Annotated in this window: 16 protein-coding genes and 1 pseudogene; 4 read left to right on the forward strand and 13 right to left on the reverse strand. The window is 40.8% G+C overall.

Annotated elements, in window-relative coordinates; translation table 11 throughout:
- Positions 1-100: 100 nt before the first annotated feature.
- Positions 101-1252, forward strand: a complete 1152-nt coding sequence (locus KV40_RS14320) for an ABC transporter ATP-binding protein (protein WP_052055641.1) — start codon at positions 101-103, stop codon at positions 1250-1252.
- A 7-nt stretch (positions 1253-1259) separates the two neighbouring features.
- On the opposite strand, the gene KV40_RS14325 is transcribed toward KV40_RS14320, so the two are convergent.
- Entirely contained in the window at positions 1260-1889 is a 630-nt protein-coding gene (locus KV40_RS14325; protein WP_036482739.1) for a HEAT repeat domain-containing protein, read from the reverse strand.
- 117 nt (positions 1890-2006) lie between these two features.
- Between KV40_RS14325 and KV40_RS33395 the strand changes: the two are divergent.
- Positions 2007-2171 (forward strand): annotated as a pseudogene (locus tag KV40_RS33395) (type II toxin-antitoxin system YhaV family toxin); the annotation flags it as partial.
- A gap of 120 nt (positions 2172-2291) precedes the next feature.
- Here KV40_RS33395 and KV40_RS36685 read toward each other — a convergent pair.
- The 7 genes from KV40_RS36685 to KV40_RS14365 form a co-directional block, all read right to left on the reverse strand.
- Positions 2292-2402, reverse strand: coding sequence for an HNH endonuclease (locus tag KV40_RS36685; RefSeq protein WP_156114043.1), 111 nt, complete (start codon positions 2400-2402; stop codon positions 2292-2294).
- A gap of 111 nt (positions 2403-2513) precedes the next feature.
- Positions 2514-3263 carry an acyltransferase gene (locus KV40_RS36970; RefSeq protein WP_036482741.1) on the reverse strand — a complete coding sequence of 250 codons (750 nt, stop codon included), beginning with the start codon at positions 3261-3263 and terminating at the stop codon, positions 2514-2516.
- 88 nt (positions 3264-3351) lie between these two features.
- Entirely contained in the window at positions 3352-4161 is an 810-nt protein-coding gene (locus KV40_RS14345) for a HEAT repeat domain-containing protein (protein ID WP_036482743.1), read from the reverse strand.
- A 156-nt stretch (positions 4162-4317) separates the two neighbouring features.
- Positions 4318-4806, reverse strand: coding sequence for a phycocyanin subunit alpha (gene cpcA, locus KV40_RS14350; RefSeq protein WP_036482744.1), 489 nt, complete (start codon positions 4804-4806; stop codon positions 4318-4320).
- A 76-nt stretch (positions 4807-4882) separates the two neighbouring features.
- Positions 4883-5401 carry a phycocyanin subunit beta gene (locus tag KV40_RS14355; RefSeq protein WP_036482745.1) on the reverse strand — a complete coding sequence of 173 codons (519 nt, stop codon included), beginning with the start codon at positions 5399-5401 and terminating at the stop codon, positions 4883-4885.
- 754 nt (positions 5402-6155) lie between these two features.
- A complete protein-coding gene (locus KV40_RS14360) occupies positions 6156-6899 on the reverse strand; it encodes a phycoerythrobilin:ferredoxin oxidoreductase (protein WP_036482746.1) in 744 nt (247 codons plus the stop codon).
- 14 nt (positions 6900-6913) lie between these two features.
- A complete protein-coding gene (locus KV40_RS14365) occupies positions 6914-7645 on the reverse strand; it encodes a 15,16-dihydrobiliverdin:ferredoxin oxidoreductase (RefSeq protein WP_036482747.1) in 732 nt (243 codons plus the stop codon).
- A 267-nt stretch (positions 7646-7912) separates the two neighbouring features.
- On the opposite strand from KV40_RS14365, the gene pcrA reads away from it, so the two are divergent.
- Positions 7913-10255 (forward strand): DNA helicase PcrA, encoded by a 2343-nt coding sequence (gene pcrA / locus KV40_RS14370; RefSeq protein WP_036482749.1) that lies wholly within the window; start codon positions 7913-7915, stop codon positions 10253-10255.
- Between the two features lie 86 nt (positions 10256-10341).
- On the opposite strand, the gene KV40_RS32170 is transcribed toward pcrA, so the two are convergent.
- Positions 10342-11694, reverse strand: a complete 1353-nt coding sequence (locus KV40_RS32170) for a Ycf66 family protein (protein ID WP_052055642.1) — start codon at positions 11692-11694, stop codon at positions 10342-10344.
- Between the two features lie 508 nt (positions 11695-12202).
- Between KV40_RS32170 and KV40_RS32175 the strand changes: the two genes are divergently transcribed.
- Positions 12203-15445 carry an EAL domain-containing protein gene (locus KV40_RS32175; protein WP_052055643.1) on the forward strand — a complete coding sequence of 1081 codons (3243 nt, stop codon included), beginning with the start codon at positions 12203-12205 and terminating at the stop codon, positions 15443-15445.
- A gap of 17 nt (positions 15446-15462) precedes the next feature.
- On the opposite strand, the gene der is transcribed toward KV40_RS32175, so the two are convergent.
- From der to KV40_RS14400, 4 genes are all read right to left on the reverse strand, one after another.
- Positions 15463-16821: a ribosome biogenesis GTPase Der gene (der, locus tag KV40_RS14385; protein WP_036482751.1), complete on the reverse strand. Its 1359-nt coding sequence runs from the start codon at positions 16819-16821 to the stop codon at positions 15463-15465.
- A gap of 158 nt (positions 16822-16979) precedes the next feature.
- Positions 16980-17714: a DUF3153 domain-containing protein gene (locus tag KV40_RS14390; RefSeq protein WP_253274264.1), complete on the reverse strand. Its 735-nt coding sequence runs from the start codon at positions 17712-17714 to the stop codon at positions 16980-16982.
- A gap of 103 nt (positions 17715-17817) precedes the next feature.
- The gene (locus tag KV40_RS14395) at positions 17818-19125 is read right to left on the reverse strand and encodes a TldD/PmbA family protein (protein WP_036482753.1); all 1308 of its coding nucleotides are present in this window, start codon (positions 19123-19125) and stop codon (positions 17818-17820) included.
- 139 nt (positions 19126-19264) lie between these two features.
- Positions 19265-21517: a ribonuclease R family protein gene (locus tag KV40_RS14400; RefSeq protein WP_036482755.1), complete on the reverse strand. Its 2253-nt coding sequence runs from the start codon at positions 21515-21517 to the stop codon at positions 19265-19267.
- Between the last annotated feature and the right edge of the window lie 505 nt (positions 21518-22022).

The following is a 22022-nucleotide window of genomic DNA, read 5'->3' on the forward strand; positions in this document are numbered from 1 at the left end:
CGATCTAGATCGCATTTATCTAAATCGATTGATGCTATATTTATTAACAATTGCGAATCTTTTTAAATAATCGCCAGTAAGCGATCGATAAAATTACTAAATGTCCCAATCAACCATACTCAAGCTGCAACAAATAGTTAAAAACTTTCCTCAAAGTCAGCATCCAGCCGTAGATAAAATCGACCTGACTCTGCAAGCAGGAGAACTGTTAGGATTACTCGGTCCCTCTGGCTGTGGGAAAACTACACTGTTGAGAATTATTGCTGGTTTTGAACGAGTTGACGGGGGAACGGTAGAAATAGCAGGAAATATTGTCAGTAGCACCAGTAGCTGGCTAGCTCCCGAAAAACGGCGTACGGGTATGGTGTTTCAAGATTATGCTTTATTTCCCCATCTAACAGTGGGTGAAAATCTGGCTTTTGGTTTGCAGAGTAAATTTAAAATGAAAAGCAAAAGTTTGTTTACTAATAGTCGCCACCAGCAAGCCCAAATCGATAACCGAGTTGCCGAAGTTTTAGAATTAGTAGGACTGAGCGGACTGGAAAAACGCTATCCCCATCAGCTTTCAGGAGGACAACAACAGCGTATTGCTCTAGCTAGAGCTTTAGCTCCCCAACCATCCTTGATTTTATTAGACGAGCCTTTAAGTAATCTCGATGTTCAGGTACGCCAACGGCTGCGCGAGGAAATTAGAAGAATTCTCAAAGCCGCAGGTACGACGGCAATTTTTGTCACTCACGATCGCGAAGAAGCTTTGGCAATTTCTGACAAGATAGCCGTAATGCACCGAGGTACCTTAGAACAAATTGGAACTCCAGAAGAAATTTATCTTCACCCCAACTCTCGTTTCGTCGCCGAATTTGTTGCCCAAGCCAATTTTTTACCCGCTCAAAGAAAAGGAGAAATTTGGCAAACTGAAATAGGTGAAGTTCAGTGTTCCCCTATTTTCGATAATTGCGATCGCGGCGAACTAATGCTGCGTCAGGAAGAGATTCTTTTGACTCCCGACGAAACTTCTAACACCACCGTCACGGAAAGACAGTTTTTAGGCAGGGAGTATCACTACTGTCTGGAAACTGCAATGGGAAAAAGGCTTCGCGCTCGCGCCAATAGTAACAATAGAGTTGCAGTTGGAACCAAAGTAAGACTATCAATTATGACCGATACACCACGTATTTTTACTAGCACTGCAACAAACGACTTAAAAGTTAGCGATCGCCGCAAACACTCGCTATTAACTCTCAGTCACTAAAAAATTTTTATTTTTCGTTCGATAAAGCATATCGAGCGCGAGTCCGAATTACTACTTCAGGATCGCCGTCGATTAATTCTTGAAGTCTAGTCGTAGTTTGCGCCGCTAATTCTGGTTGAGTTGAAAATAGAGCGATCGCCAGATTTTGTAAACCTACTACCGCAGCGTAACGTACTACCCATTCTCCATCTTCAGAAGCTAACAACAAAGTTTCTAATACCCGTTCTCGCGCTAAAATTGCCTGTTCTGGCTCCAATTTCGACCAGTTGATACTTCCCAAACCTTTTGCCGCTGCACGCCGCACACTTTGAGAAAAATCTCCTGCTGCTGCCCTGAGCAACAAATCCAAGGCACGAGGATCGCCTACACCTGCAAAAACTCTAGTTGCCCAGGCTCTCGCACCATAATTATAATCGTCGAGATTATCTAATAAATAAGGGACTACGGGTTCGCCTATAGCAATCAAACCATCAACTGCGGCAACTGCTGCACCAGGGTTATTATAGCCGAGAACTTCTACTAAAACTGGAATTGCTTTAGGCGATCGCGCCTCAGCTAAATCTTCTACAGCTTCTAATAAACCATCGGCAGAATCGGCATTATTTACGGCGGCAATGAGTTCTCGAACCTCGGTCATATTTATTACTTAAATGTTATAGCTTTATCGAAGTTACCATGATTATATTGAGAAAAAACAGGTCGCCTCGCAACTGATAATTATTTTCATTTGTAAGAGAAACAGCAAACAGAAAGAAAACTGTTTTTTAAAGTTTTTCCCCAAGAAAAAGCGATTATCTTTCTGTGGTTGGGATTTCCTAGAAAAGAAGGCGATAAAAAAGATTGTTATCGAGTATTTTCTAAAATGGTTGAAAGAGGACAGTTTCCCACCCAACTTCAAGATTTAGAAGAATTTGAATAATAGAAGCCAACAAGATAAATAAAAGTAGCAATTAATAAAATTACAGCACTACACGATAATATATCGAACAATATCTTGACTGGCAGCAACCAATTGCCTGAGAATTAAAAAGTTTGCTTTTTAAAAAATGCGATCGCTTTTTCCTCGATTGCAATCTACACATAGAGTTTGTAAATTATCAATCTGATTACTTCCACCTTTAGAAACAGGAATAATATGGTCTATTTGCAATTGCTTTTAACTTGAAGGGGTACCGCAAAAGACACAGCGAAAATTATCTCTTTTAAAAACGTCAACGCGAACGGAAGTAGAGATATAATTGTAATATAATATATATAACTCTCAACCTCGTTGAGAAATAACTTTTGCAGGTACACCAGCAGCAACAGAGTAAGGAGGAATATCTTTAGTGACAACTGCGCCCGCACTAATGATGCTGCCTTTACCAATAGTCACGCCGTCAACCACTTTTACTCCGTTACCCAAGCAGCAATCATCCTCGATCGCAACACCTTTGACTGTAAATCCCTGTTCTTTAATCTTTTTGTATGGATCGGAAAAATCATGGTTATGGGCGTAGATAGCTACGTGAGAGCCAAGGGTACAATTATTTCCGATCTCAATCTTGCCATAGCCAGATATACAGGTATAAGAGCCAATATACGTTTCTTCGCCGATCGCAATTTGCCCCCCCTGATGCACTTTGATATCGACATCGCGATCGAGACATACCTTATCTTTTAGAAAAATCCTACCTTGCTTTCCCTGACAGCTAAGGCGAACCCCTCGCTCTAGTTTGACTCTTTTTCCTAAATAAACGTCATTGTTGGGCAATATATCGATACAAACACTGCGAGCGATCGACACTCGATTGTCAATAGCAATCCAGCGAGGGTTAGTAAACTCAACGTTGGGACGAATCCATACAGGAAAACCAATCTGTTTGACTATGGTGCGATAGAGCAGATTACGCAGAATTTGTCCTAATGAAAGAGGTATCCATCCTACCAAGGTGGTAACGATTAAAGTTTTCCCTCGAAACCACAAACTAAAAAGCGATTTTTGGTTCTCCCTACTCGTAGTACTAGCCATGTTAGCCAATCGCCATTACGCCTCCTACCAAATTTTTTTTGTTGTTGCAAAACTCCGAAGCCGTCAAAACTCAAAATTTTTGCTAGCTCTATAACAGAGAATCCATGAGCTTAATTAGTTTAATGCTAGCGTCAGATAAGTTTTCTTGAGGATTGCTTTCTAATTCTGTTTCTAACAGTCCTTTAAGAGCAATCAATTTCATGCTATTTTCCGCTAAAGTTTCCGCGATCGCTTCGCCTGCGGGAATATAGCCAACTGCGCCCAAATCCATTAAAGCCGAACGGCGCAACTGTAAGTCGTCTCCCAATAAGGCTCTGATTAAAATTTCGCCATATTTAGCCTCGCCGCTCAACTGATACATAGCTCTAGCGGCAGCATAGCTAACTTTTTCTACGGGATGCTCGATAAATGGCTCTATTAGGGGCATAGCTTCGGTAGCACCTAAAGTTCCTAAAGCTTCGATCGCGGCTTCGTAAGGCTGCACCAAATGGGGCTTTCCTGGTACAAATCCTGCCGCTGCTACCCCCCCTTCTAACAACTCCATCAAAGTAGGAACACAGCTTTTATCGTCTAGCATTTCTAAAGCCTGTGCTGCCGCTTCCCTGACGTAGAAATCGGGAAACTGCAAACAGCGAATCAACGGTTTTACGGCTCTTTTATCCCCCAACTTACCCAAAGCTCTAGCGGCGTTGCGTCTTAAAGGATAACCGCCATCGGGAGCGCGATCTTTTTCGTCTTCTAATGCCATTAGCAAAGTAGCGATCGCTTCTGGTTCTCGGACTCTAAACCTTCCCAACCACCAGGCAGCATAGTAACGCAAACCCAAGTCTTCTCTTTGTTTGAGATTAGCGATCGCTTGTTCAACCGTTAGCTCTTCTGCCAATGCTTCATCATTCATCTTTTACCCTCACAAATGACAATACTCAGACAAGTAAACAAATACTAGCTTATTGCTGGCACTCGCATACTTCCCTGAGTAATGCTTTTAATAACCAAATTTGGTTTTATTTTATTTGCTAGTTGTGATGCATTATCTTTCGACTAGCAATACTTTCTAGCTAAGGGTGTTGATTGCGTAATCAATATAGCTATTTGCTTCAGTAGCAGGATCGCCACTCAAACCGTGATTGTTTTTGATGTACTTAAGAGCTTCAATGTACCAGCTTGGAGACAGTTCATAAGCGCGATTGATTTCATCCAATCCAGCTATGAGATATTCATCCATAGGACCAGTACCGCCAGAAACCAAGCAGTAAGTAATCATCCGTAGATAGTAGCCAATGTCACGAGAACATTTGGATTTGCCTTCTTGAGTAGAAGCAAATTGAGGACCTTGAGTGTTAGTAGTGTAAGGATATTTGCTATACACTGCGTTAGCTGCACCGTCAATTAAGCTTTGAGATTTGGAAGTTAAAGCTTTAGCAGCTTCTAATGAAGCACTAGCTTGATTAAAACGACCAAAAGCAGTTTGAATTTCAGTGCTGCTTAAGAAACGTCCTTGAGAATCAGCAGCCGAAACTGCTTCGGTTAGAGGAGTTTTCATAATTTGGATGTCTCCTTTGTTTTGCTAAATTTTCCTAAGAGTTTATTTGGTAAGCCGATAAATGCTTGTGAAGTAATTAAGATACTGCGGCAGCAGCGCGATCGAAGTAGCTGGAAATTTCCGAAGCAATTGCGCTACAGTCTCCTTGAGTAATATTGTTAGGGTCGTTAACAATAGATAGAGCAGCGTCTTTCATTTTTTGCACGCCTGTGGCAACAGAACTACCGGGAGTACCCAAAGCAAGGTAAGTTTCGCGGAGTCCATTGAGACAGCGATCTTCTAATACGCTAGCGTCGCCAGTGAAAATAGCGTAAGTGATATAGCGCAAAATGATTTCCATGTCGCGCAAACAAGCAGCGTTACGGCGACTAGTGTATGCGTTACCGCCAGGAGCGATTAACTGAGGCTGTTCTGCAAATAAAGCACGAGCAGCATTAGTCACAATTGCCGAAGAATTGCCTGTGATGCGGTTAACCGAATCCATACGCTTGTTGCTAGCAGAAACCATAGAACTTAAAGCATCTAATTGGCTGCTGGATAAGAATTCACCGCGAGCATCAGCTTGAGACACTACTCTAGTAAATGCGTCAAACATTATAATTTATCTCCTACTCTGTCTAAATGAGTTTGGTTGACTTCAAAAAGTAATCTTAACTAAAAACTATTTTCAGCCGTTAGCTGAAGCTAGTTTGAGGCAGACTTCTAACCGCGTCAGGTGTTAAGGCTTTTTTGGATGCTAGAGCAAAAACACTCTAACTACCTAATGCAAGTTTACACTCTTGAGGATGCAATCTTCGAGGTTTTCTTAAAGATTTCAGCATCCGTAAAGACGCGGTGTCGGAGACTTTTTCCGACAGATAGACCGTCCATAAACAGAAACCTGAGAAAGTTAGGCGCGATCGCTATTTAGCTTTAAGCTTAATTATTAGCGATCTTTTAAACCCCTTTAGGTTAATTTTATACAACGGCATCGAGCCTTTATTTGTTACATCTTGTTAACTTTCAGCGAACTCTAATGAGCTTGCTTAATAAAACTACAGATTAGTTAAGGCTTGGGCGTTCGTAACTACTCTCGATCTTTCGATCTGTCTGGAGTTTCATTCTTTACAGAACTTTACTACTGACAATTATGAGAGTCAACGACCGCCAATCTCTTTTATAGAGACTAATAGAAAAAGTTTTCTAAAGTCTTATTATTTTCTAATTTTGTAAAAAATAGCAACGTTCTGTAACTTTTATCAACATTCGAAGGCAGAAGGCTGCAAGAAAAGTAGTAAATAGTGAAAGAGGCAAGAGGCAAGAGTAAAAACTTTTTACTTACTACTTGCTACTTGCTTACTCGCTACTTGCTACTTACTGACGGCGAGTTTTCGCTCTAGATCGAACAAAAATCCATGAATGTATTCTTCTGTCCATTCAGAGCCATATAAACGAGTAAACATTCCTCTGGCGGGATCTTTAGCAGCCCGATAGTTCAAATAATTTTTTTGAGCCTGTAAAATGTCGTTAAGTTGCTGCCTCTCGGTTTTAGCGATCGCCGCATCGACAAAATTGAGATAGGCTTGAAGATAATCACAAAAAGCTTCTAAAACCGTAGTTTGAACTATTTTTGTTTCCTGGGGACGAGTCCATAAAAAAGCAGGAGAGAAAAACTGTTTGGCTTCTTCGGGAAAATCTCCCCCCCAGGATAAATGCTGTTGATATTTTTCAAATAAAGGTAAAATCGGCTCGGTATATTTAGCTCGATATGCCGCAGTATGAAACAAAGGCTGCATATCGAGGGCAATTAGATGACCTCCAGGCAAAGTTACCAAGTCTGCACCAAAAAAAGGTAAATCGTAAATGGGTTCGGGAAAAATTACAAAATTGAGTACCTGCAAGGAGTTTCTCCCCTGGACGTGAGCGGCTCTAATTTGTCGGAGTTTGTCAGATTTAAAAGCGTGACTGGTAGTTGTCACTTTTTCTTGTCTTTTGCCTTTCCCCGTTATTTCTTCTTTGCGCTCAAAACCTGAAGGAATGGGATAGGGTTGTAAATCCAACCTCTCTTGTAAAATAGCGATCGCTCGATCTAAAAAAGGCTGATATAAAGTCATTATTAAATATTTAATTATCTGCTGGCAGCGGTAGCTAGAGGTACGGCATCTTCAAAGAGAAATTCATACAAGAATTTTTCCGACCATTGAGAACCAAAATAGCTGCTAAACAAACCATGTGCGGGATCGCGATCGGCACTATACTGGTCGTATTCTTTCTGTGCCTTAACGATGCGTTGAATGTCTTCGGGTGCGGTTAAAGGTTCGGCAGCCTCTAACATTTGCCAGTACAGGTTTATATATTCTCGGTAAGCAGGAAATAAACGTTTGACTACCGTTTCCGCATCGGTTTTGGCAAATAATAAATACTTAGAAAAATACTGGTTGGCATCGTAAAACTTCATCTCTAAGTTTTGTGCCAGTTCGTTATATTTATCTCTAATTTCGCGCATCGGTTCGATATATTTATCTAAATAGGCGCGATCGCGAAATAAAGGCTGAAAGTCTAAGACGACCAAAATTTTCTTCTTGCCAAAAGAAAGAAAATCAATACCCAATAAAGGCAAATCGTAATTATGTGCGGGATAAATTACGCTATTAAATACCTGTGCCATTTCTCCCGCATCAATATAGGTGTAGCGAATTTTTCGCAGTTGCGGACACTGATAACACCAGCTTTGAATTGTAGCAGGAATTTTACCGCGATCGCTGCGATTAAATTCTAACCCTGCTGGTATGGGACGGCTTCGTAAATCGAAGTGGTTAAAAAGCTCTGCTTCTAAATATTCTTTAAAAGGCGCAAACATAGATTATTGCTAAAGATACTAAGTCTCAAACAGAGCATAGATAACCGTAAGTTCTAGCGTCTCATTTTCTCAAGACAAAGCAACAAAGCGTAATAAATTGGGCTTTTGGGAACAGGGAACAGGCAAAAGTCATAAGTTTTACTCGCCATGCGGAGGTGCGCCTCTACATGCTACTCACTACTCAAATTAAGTTGACGCTGCTCAATTGATTCTACTGGTAACATAAATTGAGACTTGCCTTAATTTCTTTTTTTGATTCTGCCTACAATGACTACTGATTTTCTGAGCCATCTCAATCCTTCTCAACGCCTCGCAGTCGAACATTATTGCGGTCCGATGTTAGTAGTGGCTGGTGCTGGTTCGGGAAAAACCAGAGCTTTGACCTTTCGTATTGCTAATTTAATCCGCCAGCATCAAATCGATCCAGAACATATTTTGGCAGTAACTTTTACTAACAAAGCTGCTAGAGAAATGCGCGAGAGAATCGAGCATATTTTCATCCAAGAATTGGCGTTAAGTAAATACGGTCAAAGAGTCGAGCTTTTAGGAGAATACGAACAAAAAAGTTTGCGATCGCAAGTCTATAAAAAGACAACGAAAAAATTATGGATTGGAACTTTTCATAGTTTATTTGCTCGTTTATTGCGGTTTGATATTAATAAGTATCAAGATGAGCGAGGGAGAACTTGGAAGCGTAATTTTTCAATTTTTGATGAGTCGGACGTACAGAGTTTGGTCAAAAATATTGTTACCAAACAAATGAATTTAGACGACAAAAAATTCGACCCGCGCAAGCTACGCTACACCATTAGTAATGCTAAAAACCAAGGCATAACTCCCGATGATTTTCTCAAACACGAACCAGGCTATCGCGGACGAGTTATCGCCGAAGTTTATAACGAATATCAGGCAAGATTGGCGGCAAATAATGCTTTGGACTTTGATGATTTAATTTTTGTGCCAGTTCGTTTATTCCAGCAAAACGAATCAATTTTAGGTTACTGGCACAATCAATTTCATCATATTTTAGTAGATGAATATCAAGATACCAACCGCATTCAGTACGATTTAATTAGACTACTCGCTACTAACGGCGAAACTAAAAAAAGCGAGTGGAGTTGGCAGGGGCGATCGCTTTTTGTAGTGGGAGATGCCGATCAGTCTATCTATTCTTTTCGTCTGGCTGACTTTACTATTTTGCTCGATTTTCAAAAAGATTTTGGTGACGGTTTGCCCGACGAGGATACTCGCACCATGATTAAACTGGAAGAAAATTATCGTTCTCGCGAGAATATTTTACAGGCGGCAAATCAGTTAATTGCTAACAATAGTCAGAGAATCGATAAAATCTTAAAACCGACAAGAGGTATTGGCGAACAGATCTATCTTTATAAAGCCGATGACGAACAGTTAGAAGCCAGATTTATAATTAATCAGTTACAGAAACTAACTAAAGATAATCCCGAAGTAAATTGGGGAAGTTTTGCAATTTTATATCGTACTAATGCTCAATCTCGTCCTTTTGAAGATTTATTAATTCATAATAATATTCCCTACAATATTGTCGGCGGTTTGAAGTTCTACGATCGCAAAGAAATTAAAGACGCGATCGCCTATTTAAGAGTTATAGCCAACCCCGAAGATACGGTTAGTTTGCTTAGGGTTATCAATACACCCCGTCGCGGTATTGGTAAAACCAGTATTACTTCTTTGATGGATGCAGCCCAACAGTTGGGTGTACCGCTATGGGAAATTATTAGCGATGAAACTTCTGTTAACACTATCGGCGGACGTGCGGCTAAGTCGATTCAAAAGTTTGTCGGGATGATTGAGAATGTTAAAGAGCAGTTAGAAACCCTAACGGCTGCTGAAATATTAAGTCAAATTCTCGACGAATCGAACTACGTTAGGGAACTGCAAAAACAGGGTACAGATGAAGCCGATAACCGTATTGAAAACATTTATGAGTTGTATAATGCAGTGCAGCAGTTTCAAGAAGACAATGAAGAAACCAGTCTGGAAGCATTTCTGGCTAGTGCTTCTTTGGCTTCGGATTTAGATAATTTAGACGAAGCACAGCAAAAAGTTTCTTTAATGACACTTCACTCGGCTAAAGGTTTAGAATTTCCCATCGTCTTCTTAGTGGGAGTCGAACAAGGCTTACTTCCCCACAATCGTACTTTAAACGATCCTTTAGAACTAGAAGAAGAACGCCGTCTATGCTACGTAGGGATTACTCGCGCCCAAGAACAGTTATTTTTAACCTATACCAGACAACGCCGTCTATGGGGTTCTCGCGAACCTGCTGTAGCCTCACAGTTTTTAAAAGAACTTCCCGAAGATTTGATTAGCAGTAATGTAGCGACTGCTGCTAGTTACTATCGTCAGAGTATTAGAGACAAAGAAAAAGCGATAATTAGCGCCTCAAATACTACAGATAATAATTCTAACTGGTCGGTAGGCGATCGCGTCTTACACCATCAATTTGGCGCGGGAGAAATCACTCATATTTTGGGTTCGGGGAAAAAAGCCACACTGGCGGTTAAATTTCCAAGTTTGGGTGCGACTAAAATTATTCCCAAAGCAGCAGCAATGGAAAAAATTGATTAAAAAAGCTATTAGCTATTTAGCCGTTAGCCGTTAGCCAATTAAAAAAGCTAATAGCCAACGGCAACCGCGAAGCGGGTTAAAAAAATTTATTTTTGAGAAGATTCAGTATCATCAGCATTTAATGAGTCTGGTTGATTTTTAGCTTCTGTAGACTCATCTGTCTGAGGTGCCGAATTCTCTACAGTTTCATTATTTTCACTATTAGTTGTGTCTGTTGCTTCGACTTTTGGTTTGTCTTCTGTAACTAAATCGGTTTCGGTTTTTATTTCTGATGGTTCTACAGGATCGATTGATTCGGATTTGGTTTGGCTGTCGGTTTCTACAGGAGATATGTTTTCTGTAGCAGCTTCTGTTTCTACTTCAGATGTTTCTTCTACCGCAACTTCAACAGTTTCTTTTAGTTCGGTATCGGTATTTTCTTCGGGAGTATAGGTTACTTTTACTGCTTCTACAGTTAGTTCGGGTTCTTCTTCAATAGCAATGGTTTCTTCAACAGGTTCGCTATCGGTTACTGAAGTAGGTTCTTCAGTAGTATATAAGTCCTCTGTATCCGATTCCGTAGCTGTTTCGGTTTCAATGAAAGAATCGGTAGTAACTTCTGGTTCGTTTACGGGAGTAGTTGCAAAATCGGTTGGTTCTTCTTCGATCGTTTCGGATCGTTCGTCGGTAAAGTCGTCTTCTAAAATGTCATTTACTTGAGACTCGATCGCAGGCTTGGGAGTAGCTTTTTTCTTTTTCCCAAATAATTTGCCAAAAAATCCCGTTCGTTTGGTTTCTGGCGTTTGCAGAGACTCTGTTGCTGGTGCATTTTGAGAACTTGCTGCTTCTAAAGGCGCACTTGCTTCTTTAATTTCTGGTGAAGTAGGAGTAGTAATTGGTTTGGATACTGCTTCTGTATCTGCTGTTGGTGTTGGTTCTACTTCAACTTGAGGAATTGACTGCTTTTCTACCGCGATCGCTTCATCAATAACTTCTTCTCTTGAAGGTGCTGCTTCTGTACTTGGCTTATCTGCCTCGGCGATTGTTTCTGTAGTAGTTTCGGGAATTTCTATTTTTTCTTCGGTAACTTTAGGCTGTTCGGATAAATTGACGCTAGGCTGTACTGAAGTCTTAACGCTACGGCGACTGAATAGATTATTAATGGCACTCAATACCGAGAAATTATCTAATTCTGCTGCTTTTTCGGGAAAGGCGATCGCTTTTCGCAATTTTAAAGTTTGCCACTGATAGGAAACTAACAAAGCCACTGCTGCTGATTGTCCTAACAATACTGCGCCTGTAATTCTAGTGGCGCAGAACCACAGCACTAAAGCATAGATCGCGCCAATCGCACTCCAGAAAAAGTCATCTCGTCGATGAACGTCTGGCATTAAAAAAGCCGTCAAAAACAAGATCGAACTACTCAATCCAACCGCGATCGCTAAGGCGTATGCCAACATTTTTCCTTACTCCATCTCTTAATTGCTGTCTATATTTTGCGGCAAGACGCTCTCGATTTGGGATTATTTAGACAATTTTTTGTAACGAAACCCAAGATCTCTAAATCGTGCTGGGGTAAAAAAGGTAATTCACCTCAACTTACTACTGTTTGTTTTCCCAATGTCTAACCAGACCGAAGTTTATCTTACTAGATAGAGAATTGCTATATGAATAATCTTATTTCCATTGCCACACTCTTTATCGGACTCAATGGATTTATTGCGTTTGCTCTTTCTTACCTTGTAGTCATAGAGAGGACGAGTACGAGAAACTGGCATGGAGAATCTGACGAAGATGTCGCCACACAGTCAAACTATGAGATTATAAAAATCTTAAATGTTTAATAGTGGTAGTAAAGCAACAAAAATTTAAATTTTGTTTTGCTTTTAAAAACTGCATATACCATTGAAAATAAGCGCATTTTATAGATGGTGGTTATTTATCTCATTTTGGATGTAAAAAATATAGATGGCAAAGCAGCAATCTCGTAATTTGCATGGCGATCGCGAAAATTTAACAAATAAGATATTAATTACCATCTCTGAGTACAACAGAGTTCTACAAATTTTAGAAGCACATCGAAGTTACAGTTTTGCCTCCTGCTTTAAACTAGTAACCCTCGAACCAAGTCTCATTCATAGATTTTGGCTTACTAAATCAACTTCAGTAAAAAGTTATTTACAGTTGCTAGAAAATTCGACAAAAGAACAAGAGCGGCTTTGTAGTTTATTGTTTCCCACGAAAAGACAATTTTTTCACAATCCTGAAAGCTGGAAATCTCTGGCAACTAATGCAATTCCCAAATTATTAACTACAGTATCGTTATCTAAAGAACTGAGATGTTGGGTAATTAACTGTGGGACAGGAGAAGAAGCCTATACTCTAGCAATGCTTTTAAACGAGGCAATTTCTACAATGTTTCCCTCTCTAAAAGTTAAGATTTTTGCTAATGATGTTAATGCCTCTGCGATTGCGTTTGCTGCGAGCGGTATTTACCCTAAAAGTATTGCCGAACATATTTCCCCAGAGCGACTGAGGCAATATTTTGAACCCCGAAAAGAAGGGTTGGCGATCGCACCTAAACTGCGCCGCATGATTCGTTTTGCTTCTTATGATATTCATCGAGATCGAAGACCAACCGATATTAATCTAATTTGTTGCCGTCATACTCTAATTTATTTACAGCCTCAATACAGACAACAATTATTGTCAAAATTACATGATTCTCTTACCTCGAAAGGAATTTTGTTTTTGGGAGACAATGAAGCAATTCCGCACACAAATCACGAATACATTCCTCAAAGGGGTGTAGGAAAAATTTATCAAAAACGAGAATTTAAATCCGCGCTCTGGCAAAAAAACAATTCTGGTTCCATCAAAAGATACGGTTCAAATAAAACTCTACCGCGATTAAATTTTCAGCAGGAAGTTTTAGAAGTTTTAAAATTTTGCTCTGGTGGTCATTCTGGAGCTTGCTTTATGTTTAGCCAGCGTTACAAATTACTCTACGTTTATTACGACACAGCCAAGCTAATTCAGCTTCCCGCCCCAAGACAAAATATCGATTCGATCGAGTTTATTGGCTCTCCTTTAAAAGAGATTTTTTGCCAAGCCTTGAAACGAGTTAAAAAAGAGCATACCTCTGTTAGATACCAAGATTTTCTAGTAAATCATGGCGATTTTGTCTACCGTTGCGACCTCAATATTGGTTTGATAAACTACCCTCAGATTTCACAAGCTAATTTTGTGGTTGTTTTTTTAGAAAAATCAGTTTCATCTGCTGGCGCTAGCAAATCTCGATTTTACGACACTAATTTAGTCTCGGCAATTTCCACACTTCGAGACATAGAATCAGAACTAGAACGAGCGCAAACAAATTTGCTCGATACCGTTAAAGAACTACAGAACAAACAAACAGCAATAGAAGAAATTAACCAAGAACTAGTAACCGTTAATGAAAATATTCAAACTGTCAATCAAGAACTTTATTGCGTCAATCAAAAATACGAGTTGCAAGTCCAACAATTAGCAGAAATCAATCAAGATCTAGAGAATCTACTCCGCAGCATTGACATTGGCGTAATTTTTCTAGATCGACAGCTTAATCTGCGTAAGTATAATTCACCAGCCCAAAAAATCATTAATTTTAAGAACTCAGATTTAAGAAGACCGATTAAAGATTTGCACCATAACTTGGACTGTGGCAATCTAGTTGAAATTGTTGAAAAATTTATCCAAAATCAAGATCTCAAACAGCTAGAGGTCAAAAATTGTCGAACTGGTGAGTTTCTGTTAATGAAGCTACACCTCTGTGATGCCAATTTAGAGTTTGGACAAGGAGTAATTTTAACCTTTGTTGATATAAGCGATCGCAAACAAGCCGAATTGGCTTTGAAGCATAAAGCATTTTACGACGCTCTAACGGGATTGCCCAATCGCCTGCTGTTTAAGGAACAACTAAAACATGCCGTCACTCGCCTACCCCGCCAGGCAACTCAATTTTTGGCTGTACTGTATCTAGATCTTAATGGTTTTAAAGAAGTAAACGATAGTTTGGGTCATGCAGCAGGAGACTTATTACTAATCGAAGTAGCTTGTAGACTAAACGAGATTATGCGCGCTAACGATATTGTTTCCCGTTTTGGAGGAGACGAATTCGTAATTTTACTCGAAGAAATCGATAGTCTAGAACAATCTTTAGAAATTGCCTCTCGTATTCATCAAGTTCTATTAAAGCCATTTGCGATCGAACACCAACGGATAAAAATATCTACCAGCATTGGTATTGCTGTCGGTTCTGGGCGAGACAATCTTGAAAGTAAAATTGAAACCCTGATGGAAAATGCCGACATGGCAATGTACCGAGCCAAACAAAAAGGTGCGGCACAGACAGAAATATTTATACCTCGAATGCGAGCGCAGGCTGAAGTAACTATGGAAATGAAAAATCAACTAGGTCAAGCTCTCCAGCGACAAGAATTTCTGCTTTACTATCAGCCTATTTTTGGTTTGAAAAATTGGGAACTTAAGGGATTTGAAGCTCTGTTGCGCTGGAATCATCCCGAACTAGGGTTGATCTATCCCCAGCAGTTTTTACCCATTATTCAGAGTTCTATTTTATTTCCACAGCTAGAGCGCTGGATTTTAGAGCGAGCTTGCGATCGATTGCAGCAATGGACGCAACAATTTCAACTCAGCCAGTACTTTAGTTTAAATGTCAATCTTTCCCCTCAACTACTCGGTCACGTTGATTTTCTAAATTACCTTAATGAGTTTTTGGAGAAAGTTGGAGCAGCAGCCAGACATTTAACTATAGAATTGACAGAAACTGCTTTAATTGATAACGCACGGGCTGTAGAAAAGATTTTAGTTAAGTTACGAGCTAGAGGAGTCAAAATTGCTCTAGATGATTTTGGCACGGGTTTTTCTTCCCTGTCTCATTTACATCATTTTCCTTTAGACGTTATTAAAATCGATCGCTCTTTTATTTTGTCTCTAATGCACAACGAACGCTCTAGTCACATTGTAGAAAGCATTATTTTTATGAGTCAGCAACTAGATTTAACCTTAGTTGCAGAGGGAATTGAAGTTTTGAATCAACTGCAATGGTTACAACAACACAACTGTCAGTTTGGTCAGGGCTATTTCTGGAGTCCTCCCGTTTCAGCAGCAGCAACTACTAAATTTCTAGCTTCTGCAACTAATAAATAAGATCTGCCTCGATCTGCTCAAACCTTGGTTGCCCGATTTGTTCCTCGTTCGAGGTCGCGAACTTTCTTACCGCGCCAGAGCAGACGAACGGGCGTACCCGTAAACCCTAGCTGTTCGCGAAACTGGCGATCGATGTAGCGACGGTAATTATCATTAAATCGCTTGGGATCGTTGACGAATAAAGCTATAGTTGGCGGTTGCGAACTGACCTGTGTGCCGTAGTAAATTTTCCCCTGTTTGCCCTGACGTGAAGTCGGGGGAGAATGCCAGCTAACTGCATCTTCCAACACTTCATTGATTACTGAAGTGCTGACACGCCGACGATATTCCTCGTAAGCCTTATCGACCGCATCTAAAATTTTATCGACTCGCTTACCGCTTAAGGCACTGACAAAAATAGTTTCCGCCCATTCCATAAAGTAAAGGCGGCTCATAATTTGGCGTTGATATTCATAAATCGTTCCCGAATCTTTATCTACCGCGTCCCATTTATTGAGAACGATAATTGTTGCTTTACCTTCGTCAATAATCCGACCAGCTAGCTTTAAATCCTGTTCGGTAACGCCATCGAGAACATCTAACACGAATAAAACCACATCGGCGCGGCGGATAGCTTTAAAAGCGCGATTGATGCTAAAAAATTCTGCCCCATAATCGACATTTTTTTTGCGTCGAATCCCCGCCGTATCGATCAGGCGATAGGTTTTGTCTTGCCTGGTTACTACCATATCGATCGCGTCTCTAGTAGTACCAGAAACAGGAGAGACAATTGCCCGTTGTTCGCCAGTCAAGGCATTGAGCAAACTAGATTTACCGACGTTAGGACGACCGACAATCGCTACTTTGATTTCTTCGTTGTCTTCTAGTTCGTCCACAGATGGTAAATGTTCGATCGCGTCATCTAATAGTTCACCCGTACCGCTACCGTGAATTGCCGATATGGGATAGGGTTCGCCCAAACCCAACTCCCAAAACTCTGCTGCCTGAATCGCACCTCGTTCGATAGACTCACACTTATTTACCGCCAACAGGACGGGGACTTGTTGCTGGCGCAACCACTGGGCTATTTCGCGATCGCCAGCAGTTACTCCTGCCTGTCCATCGACGACAAAAATTGCCATAGAAGCTTCTGCCAGTGCTGCCATTGCCTGTTGCCGAATTAGAGGTAAAAATTCCGTATCGTCGTCAAAAACCAAACCTCCCGTATCTACCACCTGAAACTCGCGGTCTTGCCAAAAAGCAGGGCGGTAGGTGCGATCGCGGGTAATTCCAGGCTCATCGTGAACGATTGCCTGCTGGTCGCCTGCCAGACGATTGACAAAGGTGGATTTCCCCACATTGGGTCTACCGATAATAGCAACTATAGGTAATGACATTTTTATTAGATAACAGCGAACGGTAATTAGTTAATTATGAAAAAAAATTATTATGTATCGAGATTGATTTGTAATCCATTATTCATTCTATCTTTCTTTAATCTTTAAAATTTTTTCACATTAAAAGTGCGGGAAAGGCATTGGCTTGTTCCTTACGATTATGCAACTCCTGGCAAACGACCATACTTAAGTACGTAGCCTAAAATAGCTAACAAGATAATCGCCGCGATACCAATACCTATAGGACTGGGCAGCCAAAACACGGCTTTAATATGATTGATTTGTCCTGGTTGTAATTGCCAAACTAGCGGTTGTCCTGGTGTATTGATGAGGGGTTGAAGATTGTTGTCACTAGAGACGCTACGAGCTTTTAAAGGAGTATTAAGCTGAAATTCCAAATTAACCAGCGAACCAGGACTGACAACTATTTTGCCTTGTTCTGACAGTACTCCTAAAGCCCGCAGATCGATAGTTAAATCGAGCAAATTGCGTTCTAAAAATATTAAATTGCTCTGCTGCAAAGACATTTGCGAGTCTAATTCTAACAAGCTCGTATCTTGCAGATTGGGAGTTGCAGTTAGTACCGTGTCGCTATGAAAAAACCGATTGAATTTCTCGGTTAATTCTTTGCCATTACCAAAGGGAATAGTTACCAGGATCTCTTGAGAATTTAGTCTTTTTACTTTACCCTGTAAATCTTGCGCTCGCGTTTCAATACTGTTTAGCCATTTCTTAGCTTCTGCCTGAGAAAGACTGGTTAACTGTTCGCCAATTTTAATCTGCTGTACGATTTTGCCACGATGGGGATTGTCAAAGTTAATTCCGACATCGTAACGAACACAACCAGTTAATAACGTTGCCAAACACAAAATAATTGGCAATAAAAATCTCATCGCATTTTTGCTCCCGATCATCGCTCTCCCTATCGCTGTAATGATTGACATCTTTACGGGCAAAGCATTGCCCTGCCCTACGTTACGCTTCACCCAATCTACCCTACTGTTTGGCGGCAACCCCCAATTTACCAAAAAGAATATGAGGTAAATAAGAACTGCTACCTACCCACTCGGCGCGATCGCTTAAATCGACTAAACTATCGAAAGCCTCAAAAATATTGCCTGCAACCATTGTATTTTTAATTCGACCGACAATTTGACCTTTTTCGACTTTGTACCCTAAATCGACGTTAACGGAAAACTCTCCCGCTAGTTGATTGGACTGCCCCGCTCCTAAAACCTGGTCGATAATAATTCCCTCATCCATTCCCGCAATTAAATCTTCTACCGAAGTATTTCCAGGGACAATACCGAGATTGACCAAGCTAGGGTTGGGACGAGATAAGCCGCCGCGAAAACCGTTACCGCTAGATTTTACCTCACCACGCGCTGCCCAGCGTCGATCCCAATAAAACTGCTCGACTTTGCCGCGATCGATTAGATTTTTTTTACTGGTAGGTACTCCTTCATCGTCTACAGGACAAGCGCCAGAACCAATACTAGGATCTTCAAAAACAGTTACCCGTTCGTCAAAAACTTTTTGCCCTAATTTATCGGCTAGCGGCGAAGATTTTTGCACCACGCTACGACCAGAAAGAATGGTATTAAACAACCTACCGATAGTGCTAGCTGCCGCACCAGGGGTAAACAATACGGGATAAGAACCGCTAGTAATTGTCGCTCCCTGTTGGGCATAGCGATATTTTTGCAGCAGTTTGGCTAAGATTGCCTCATAGTCGGGAGCGCGATCGCGAGTGACTTCGTAAGCGTAAGCCTGTAAAAAGTCTTCACCCTTAACCAAATTACCAGACAGAATTACACTCGAAGTTTTGCTGCTGCGTTCGGTATAAACATCAGTTGTGGTTGATAGTTTGACTTGGTTGGCGCGAGTATGAAAACTAACATCGACTAAGATATCGGGGTTGTATTGACGAACCCGTTCGATAAAATTTTTACCTACCTCTACCAGTTCTTCGGTGCTAGAAGGCTGATAGTTACTTTCAGAAGTAACAGAATTTACGTTTTTGGTAAACTCAAAGTCTACCAAATCTCCTACTGCCGCCGTAGCCACTGCCGCTTCTACCAAGGCTTCCAAGCGAGTTAGATCGCTAGAACTGGCAAAACCCAGGCGATCGCCATCAATAACTCTTAAAGCAATGCCCTCCGAAGCTTTAGTTTCTAGAGATTTTAGGCGATTATTGGCAAATTCAATCGGAGTATCTCTACTGGATTGATAGTAAACTTCTGCCTGCAAATTTCTTTTACTAGCGAGATTGATTACTTGGGCAATTACTTCATCTTCAACCATGTCGTTTTTCGTTGTACTAGTTTGAGTTTCAGTTAGGTATTTGTCTGATTTAGTAGCTTTCAGCTTTAACTATTTTGTTAGCAGAAAAAAGATAAGAGATAAATTACTTGCTACTTGCTACTTGCTACTTAATTTTTAGTTACTCTTCTTCCCAGTCACCATTACTTTGACTACCATTGCCAACTGTAACCAAATCGATTTGCTGGCGATAATAATCGACGCTCTTAACTTCAACTTCTACGCGATCGCCCAAACGGTAGCGAGCCTGATTTTTTCTACCTACCAGACAACTATCGCGGGAGCGATATTCGTACCAGTCATCTTTGAGAGAGCTAACGTGAACCAGTCCTTCAACTAATAAATCTTCAATTTCTACAAAGAAACCATAAGACTGTACGCCAGTAATCAAGCCTTCAAAGATATTACCAGTGCGTTCTTTCATCTGTTCGGCTTTTTTCAAGCCAGCCAAGTCTCGTTCGGCATCTTCGGCTAATTTTTCGCGGTCGTTAAGAAAGGGAAGCATTGTCTGAACGTCTATTTCCATCTGCTCTTGCATGGCAGGCGGTAGTACTTTCCAGTTAATCTGACCGTGACAGCTACTGCTAGTCAAATCTACGCCTTGTTTAGTCCGACTATGACGGCGATCTCGCCCATGCTCGAACAAAGCTTTTAAACTTCTTTGAACTAATAAATCTACATATCTTTGTCCTGGCGAGATGCAGTGAGTGTAGCCATCTCCATAAGCCAAGCCGAAATGTTGTCTGGGATGAACGGTGTATTTAATCGGTTTGAGAGTATTTTGCAACAGGTAGTTGAGTACCATAGTCTCGGACGATTTAGCAAACTGTTCGGTAAGCCGTTGATAGTCTTGAGAAGTAATTTCTTCGTCGGCATCTAAATCTAGTTGAAGTCCTAAATTATCACCCAATTTAATTAAGTCTTCGAGATCTTCTATATCTGGTTCTGGTTGAGTACAGTAAATTCCAGGCAACTCTAAAGCCTGTAAATGCTCGGCAACTACTTTTCCTGCCAAAATGGTTAGTTCGGTTAATAAAGAATAGACTGGCAGAGTAGAGACAGCTAAAATAGCTCCCAATCTTCCTTCGTCTTTATAAAGACTGCGAACTTCAGGAGTAGCAATTTCCAAACCACCGCGCTGTAGTCTTTGCGCTTTGACTAACGGACTCAGGGTAAAAAATAAATCATTTAATATTGGGATGAGAACTGCTAGCTCGTCTGGAACATTATCTTGTTTTCCTAAAAGTGATTGCGCCTGCTGATAAGTAAGCTGATGGTCTACAGAGATAACTGTCGGAGCGATCTGATATTCAATAATTTTGCCCTGTTCGTCGAGAGTAATAGTAATTGAAATCGTTAAACGATTTTTTTTCGGTACTAAAGAACAAAGTTTGCTAACTTTTTCGACAAAAATTGGCAAAACCTTTTTTTGTAAGTCTACAGAGACACCCCGTTTACGAGCCACGCGATCGAGAACGCTATCGGGTTCGATATAGTGAGCGACATCGGCTATGTGTATTCCTAACTGCCAGTTGCCTGCTTTAGTTTTTTCTAAGGTAAAGGCGTTTTCAATCCAAGTACTATTGGCTAAATTTGCTTCGGTATCGATGGTAAATGTAAGCTTATCTCTAAAATCGAGGCGACGTTTGATTTCGGCTGCGGGAACTCGCGATGGTAAATCTGAAGCGGCTAAAATCGCTTTTTCGGGAAATTCCTGTGATAGATCGTGTTTGCAGGCAACTATATCGATATCTGCTGCTGCTTCGGCATCGCTGCCGAGAATTTTGGTAACTTTACCCAAAGGTAGCTTTTGCGCCAGAGGATATCGCAATACCGATACGTGTACTAAATGCTCCAAAGCCGCCTGTAAATCCGTACCATTTTGCTGGAGTTCTAGCTCGAATAACAGGCGATCGTCTAGAGGAATTGCTCGATAGCCTTTTTCGTTTTCTGTTACCGTAGCGAGTAAAGAAGGATTGGAACGCTCCAAAATCAATTTTACTTCTCCTTCGGGAGAACGGCGACGGCTACCTTCTTTAATAATTTTGACAAAAACGCGATCGCCATTCCAGGCATTACTGAGATGACTTTCTTTAACGTAAATATCGTCGGCATTTTCTTCATCTTGAATGGCAAAGCAAAAACCTTTACTCGAACAGCGTAGTTTGGCTTCTACTACATCATCTTCGTATATGCGGCGATATTTGCCTCTTTCTTTTGCCAAAATTCCAATTTTTTCGAGAATATCGAGGGTAATTTGCAGTTTTTCAAGATTGATTTCATCTTCGCAACCTAGTTTTTTTTCCAGGTTTTTTTTAGCAACTAATTTGTCATCTACAAACTGAGCGAGTAATGTAGCGATTGAAAATTCCATCTAAAAAATAATCCTTGTTTAAAATATTGAAGTTGAATCTGAAAGGGTAAGTCGGTGTCACTATATCTTTCTAAATATTTACTTGTTGCTCTGAATAGAAGTAGCATCTTTTCTAAAAAAAGTATGTCCGACTCTCCTGGCATTGATTAAGTAAACGTCAGTTACCCTTGGGCTGCAATCGCAGTCGGCTACGAAGTAGTGTGCGCTTGGATTTCTACGCTCGACCGAAAAAAGAGAGCTTTCATACTATATCGCGAGTATCTAGCCTGCGATCGCCGATTGCTAAAGTCAGCTTCTACCACCTTTATCCTTCATGTGTTAGGTGTGGAGCGGCTAAGATTTTCTCAGATGTCGCTCCTGCATTCAATAGGCTGCGACTCGAAAAATATTCGAGTTCATCAAAGCCTTGCCTGGAGGTAACGGCAATCGCAAGCACGTAAAAATTTTCAGACGTGCCACCTGCTTCTGCTGACGCGAACCGATTGCAGAAACTCCGCCTTTTTTT

Source organism: Myxosarcina sp. GI1 (genome assembly GCF_000756305.1).
Classification (GTDB): domain Bacteria; phylum Cyanobacteriota; class Cyanobacteriia; order Cyanobacteriales; family Xenococcaceae; genus Myxosarcina.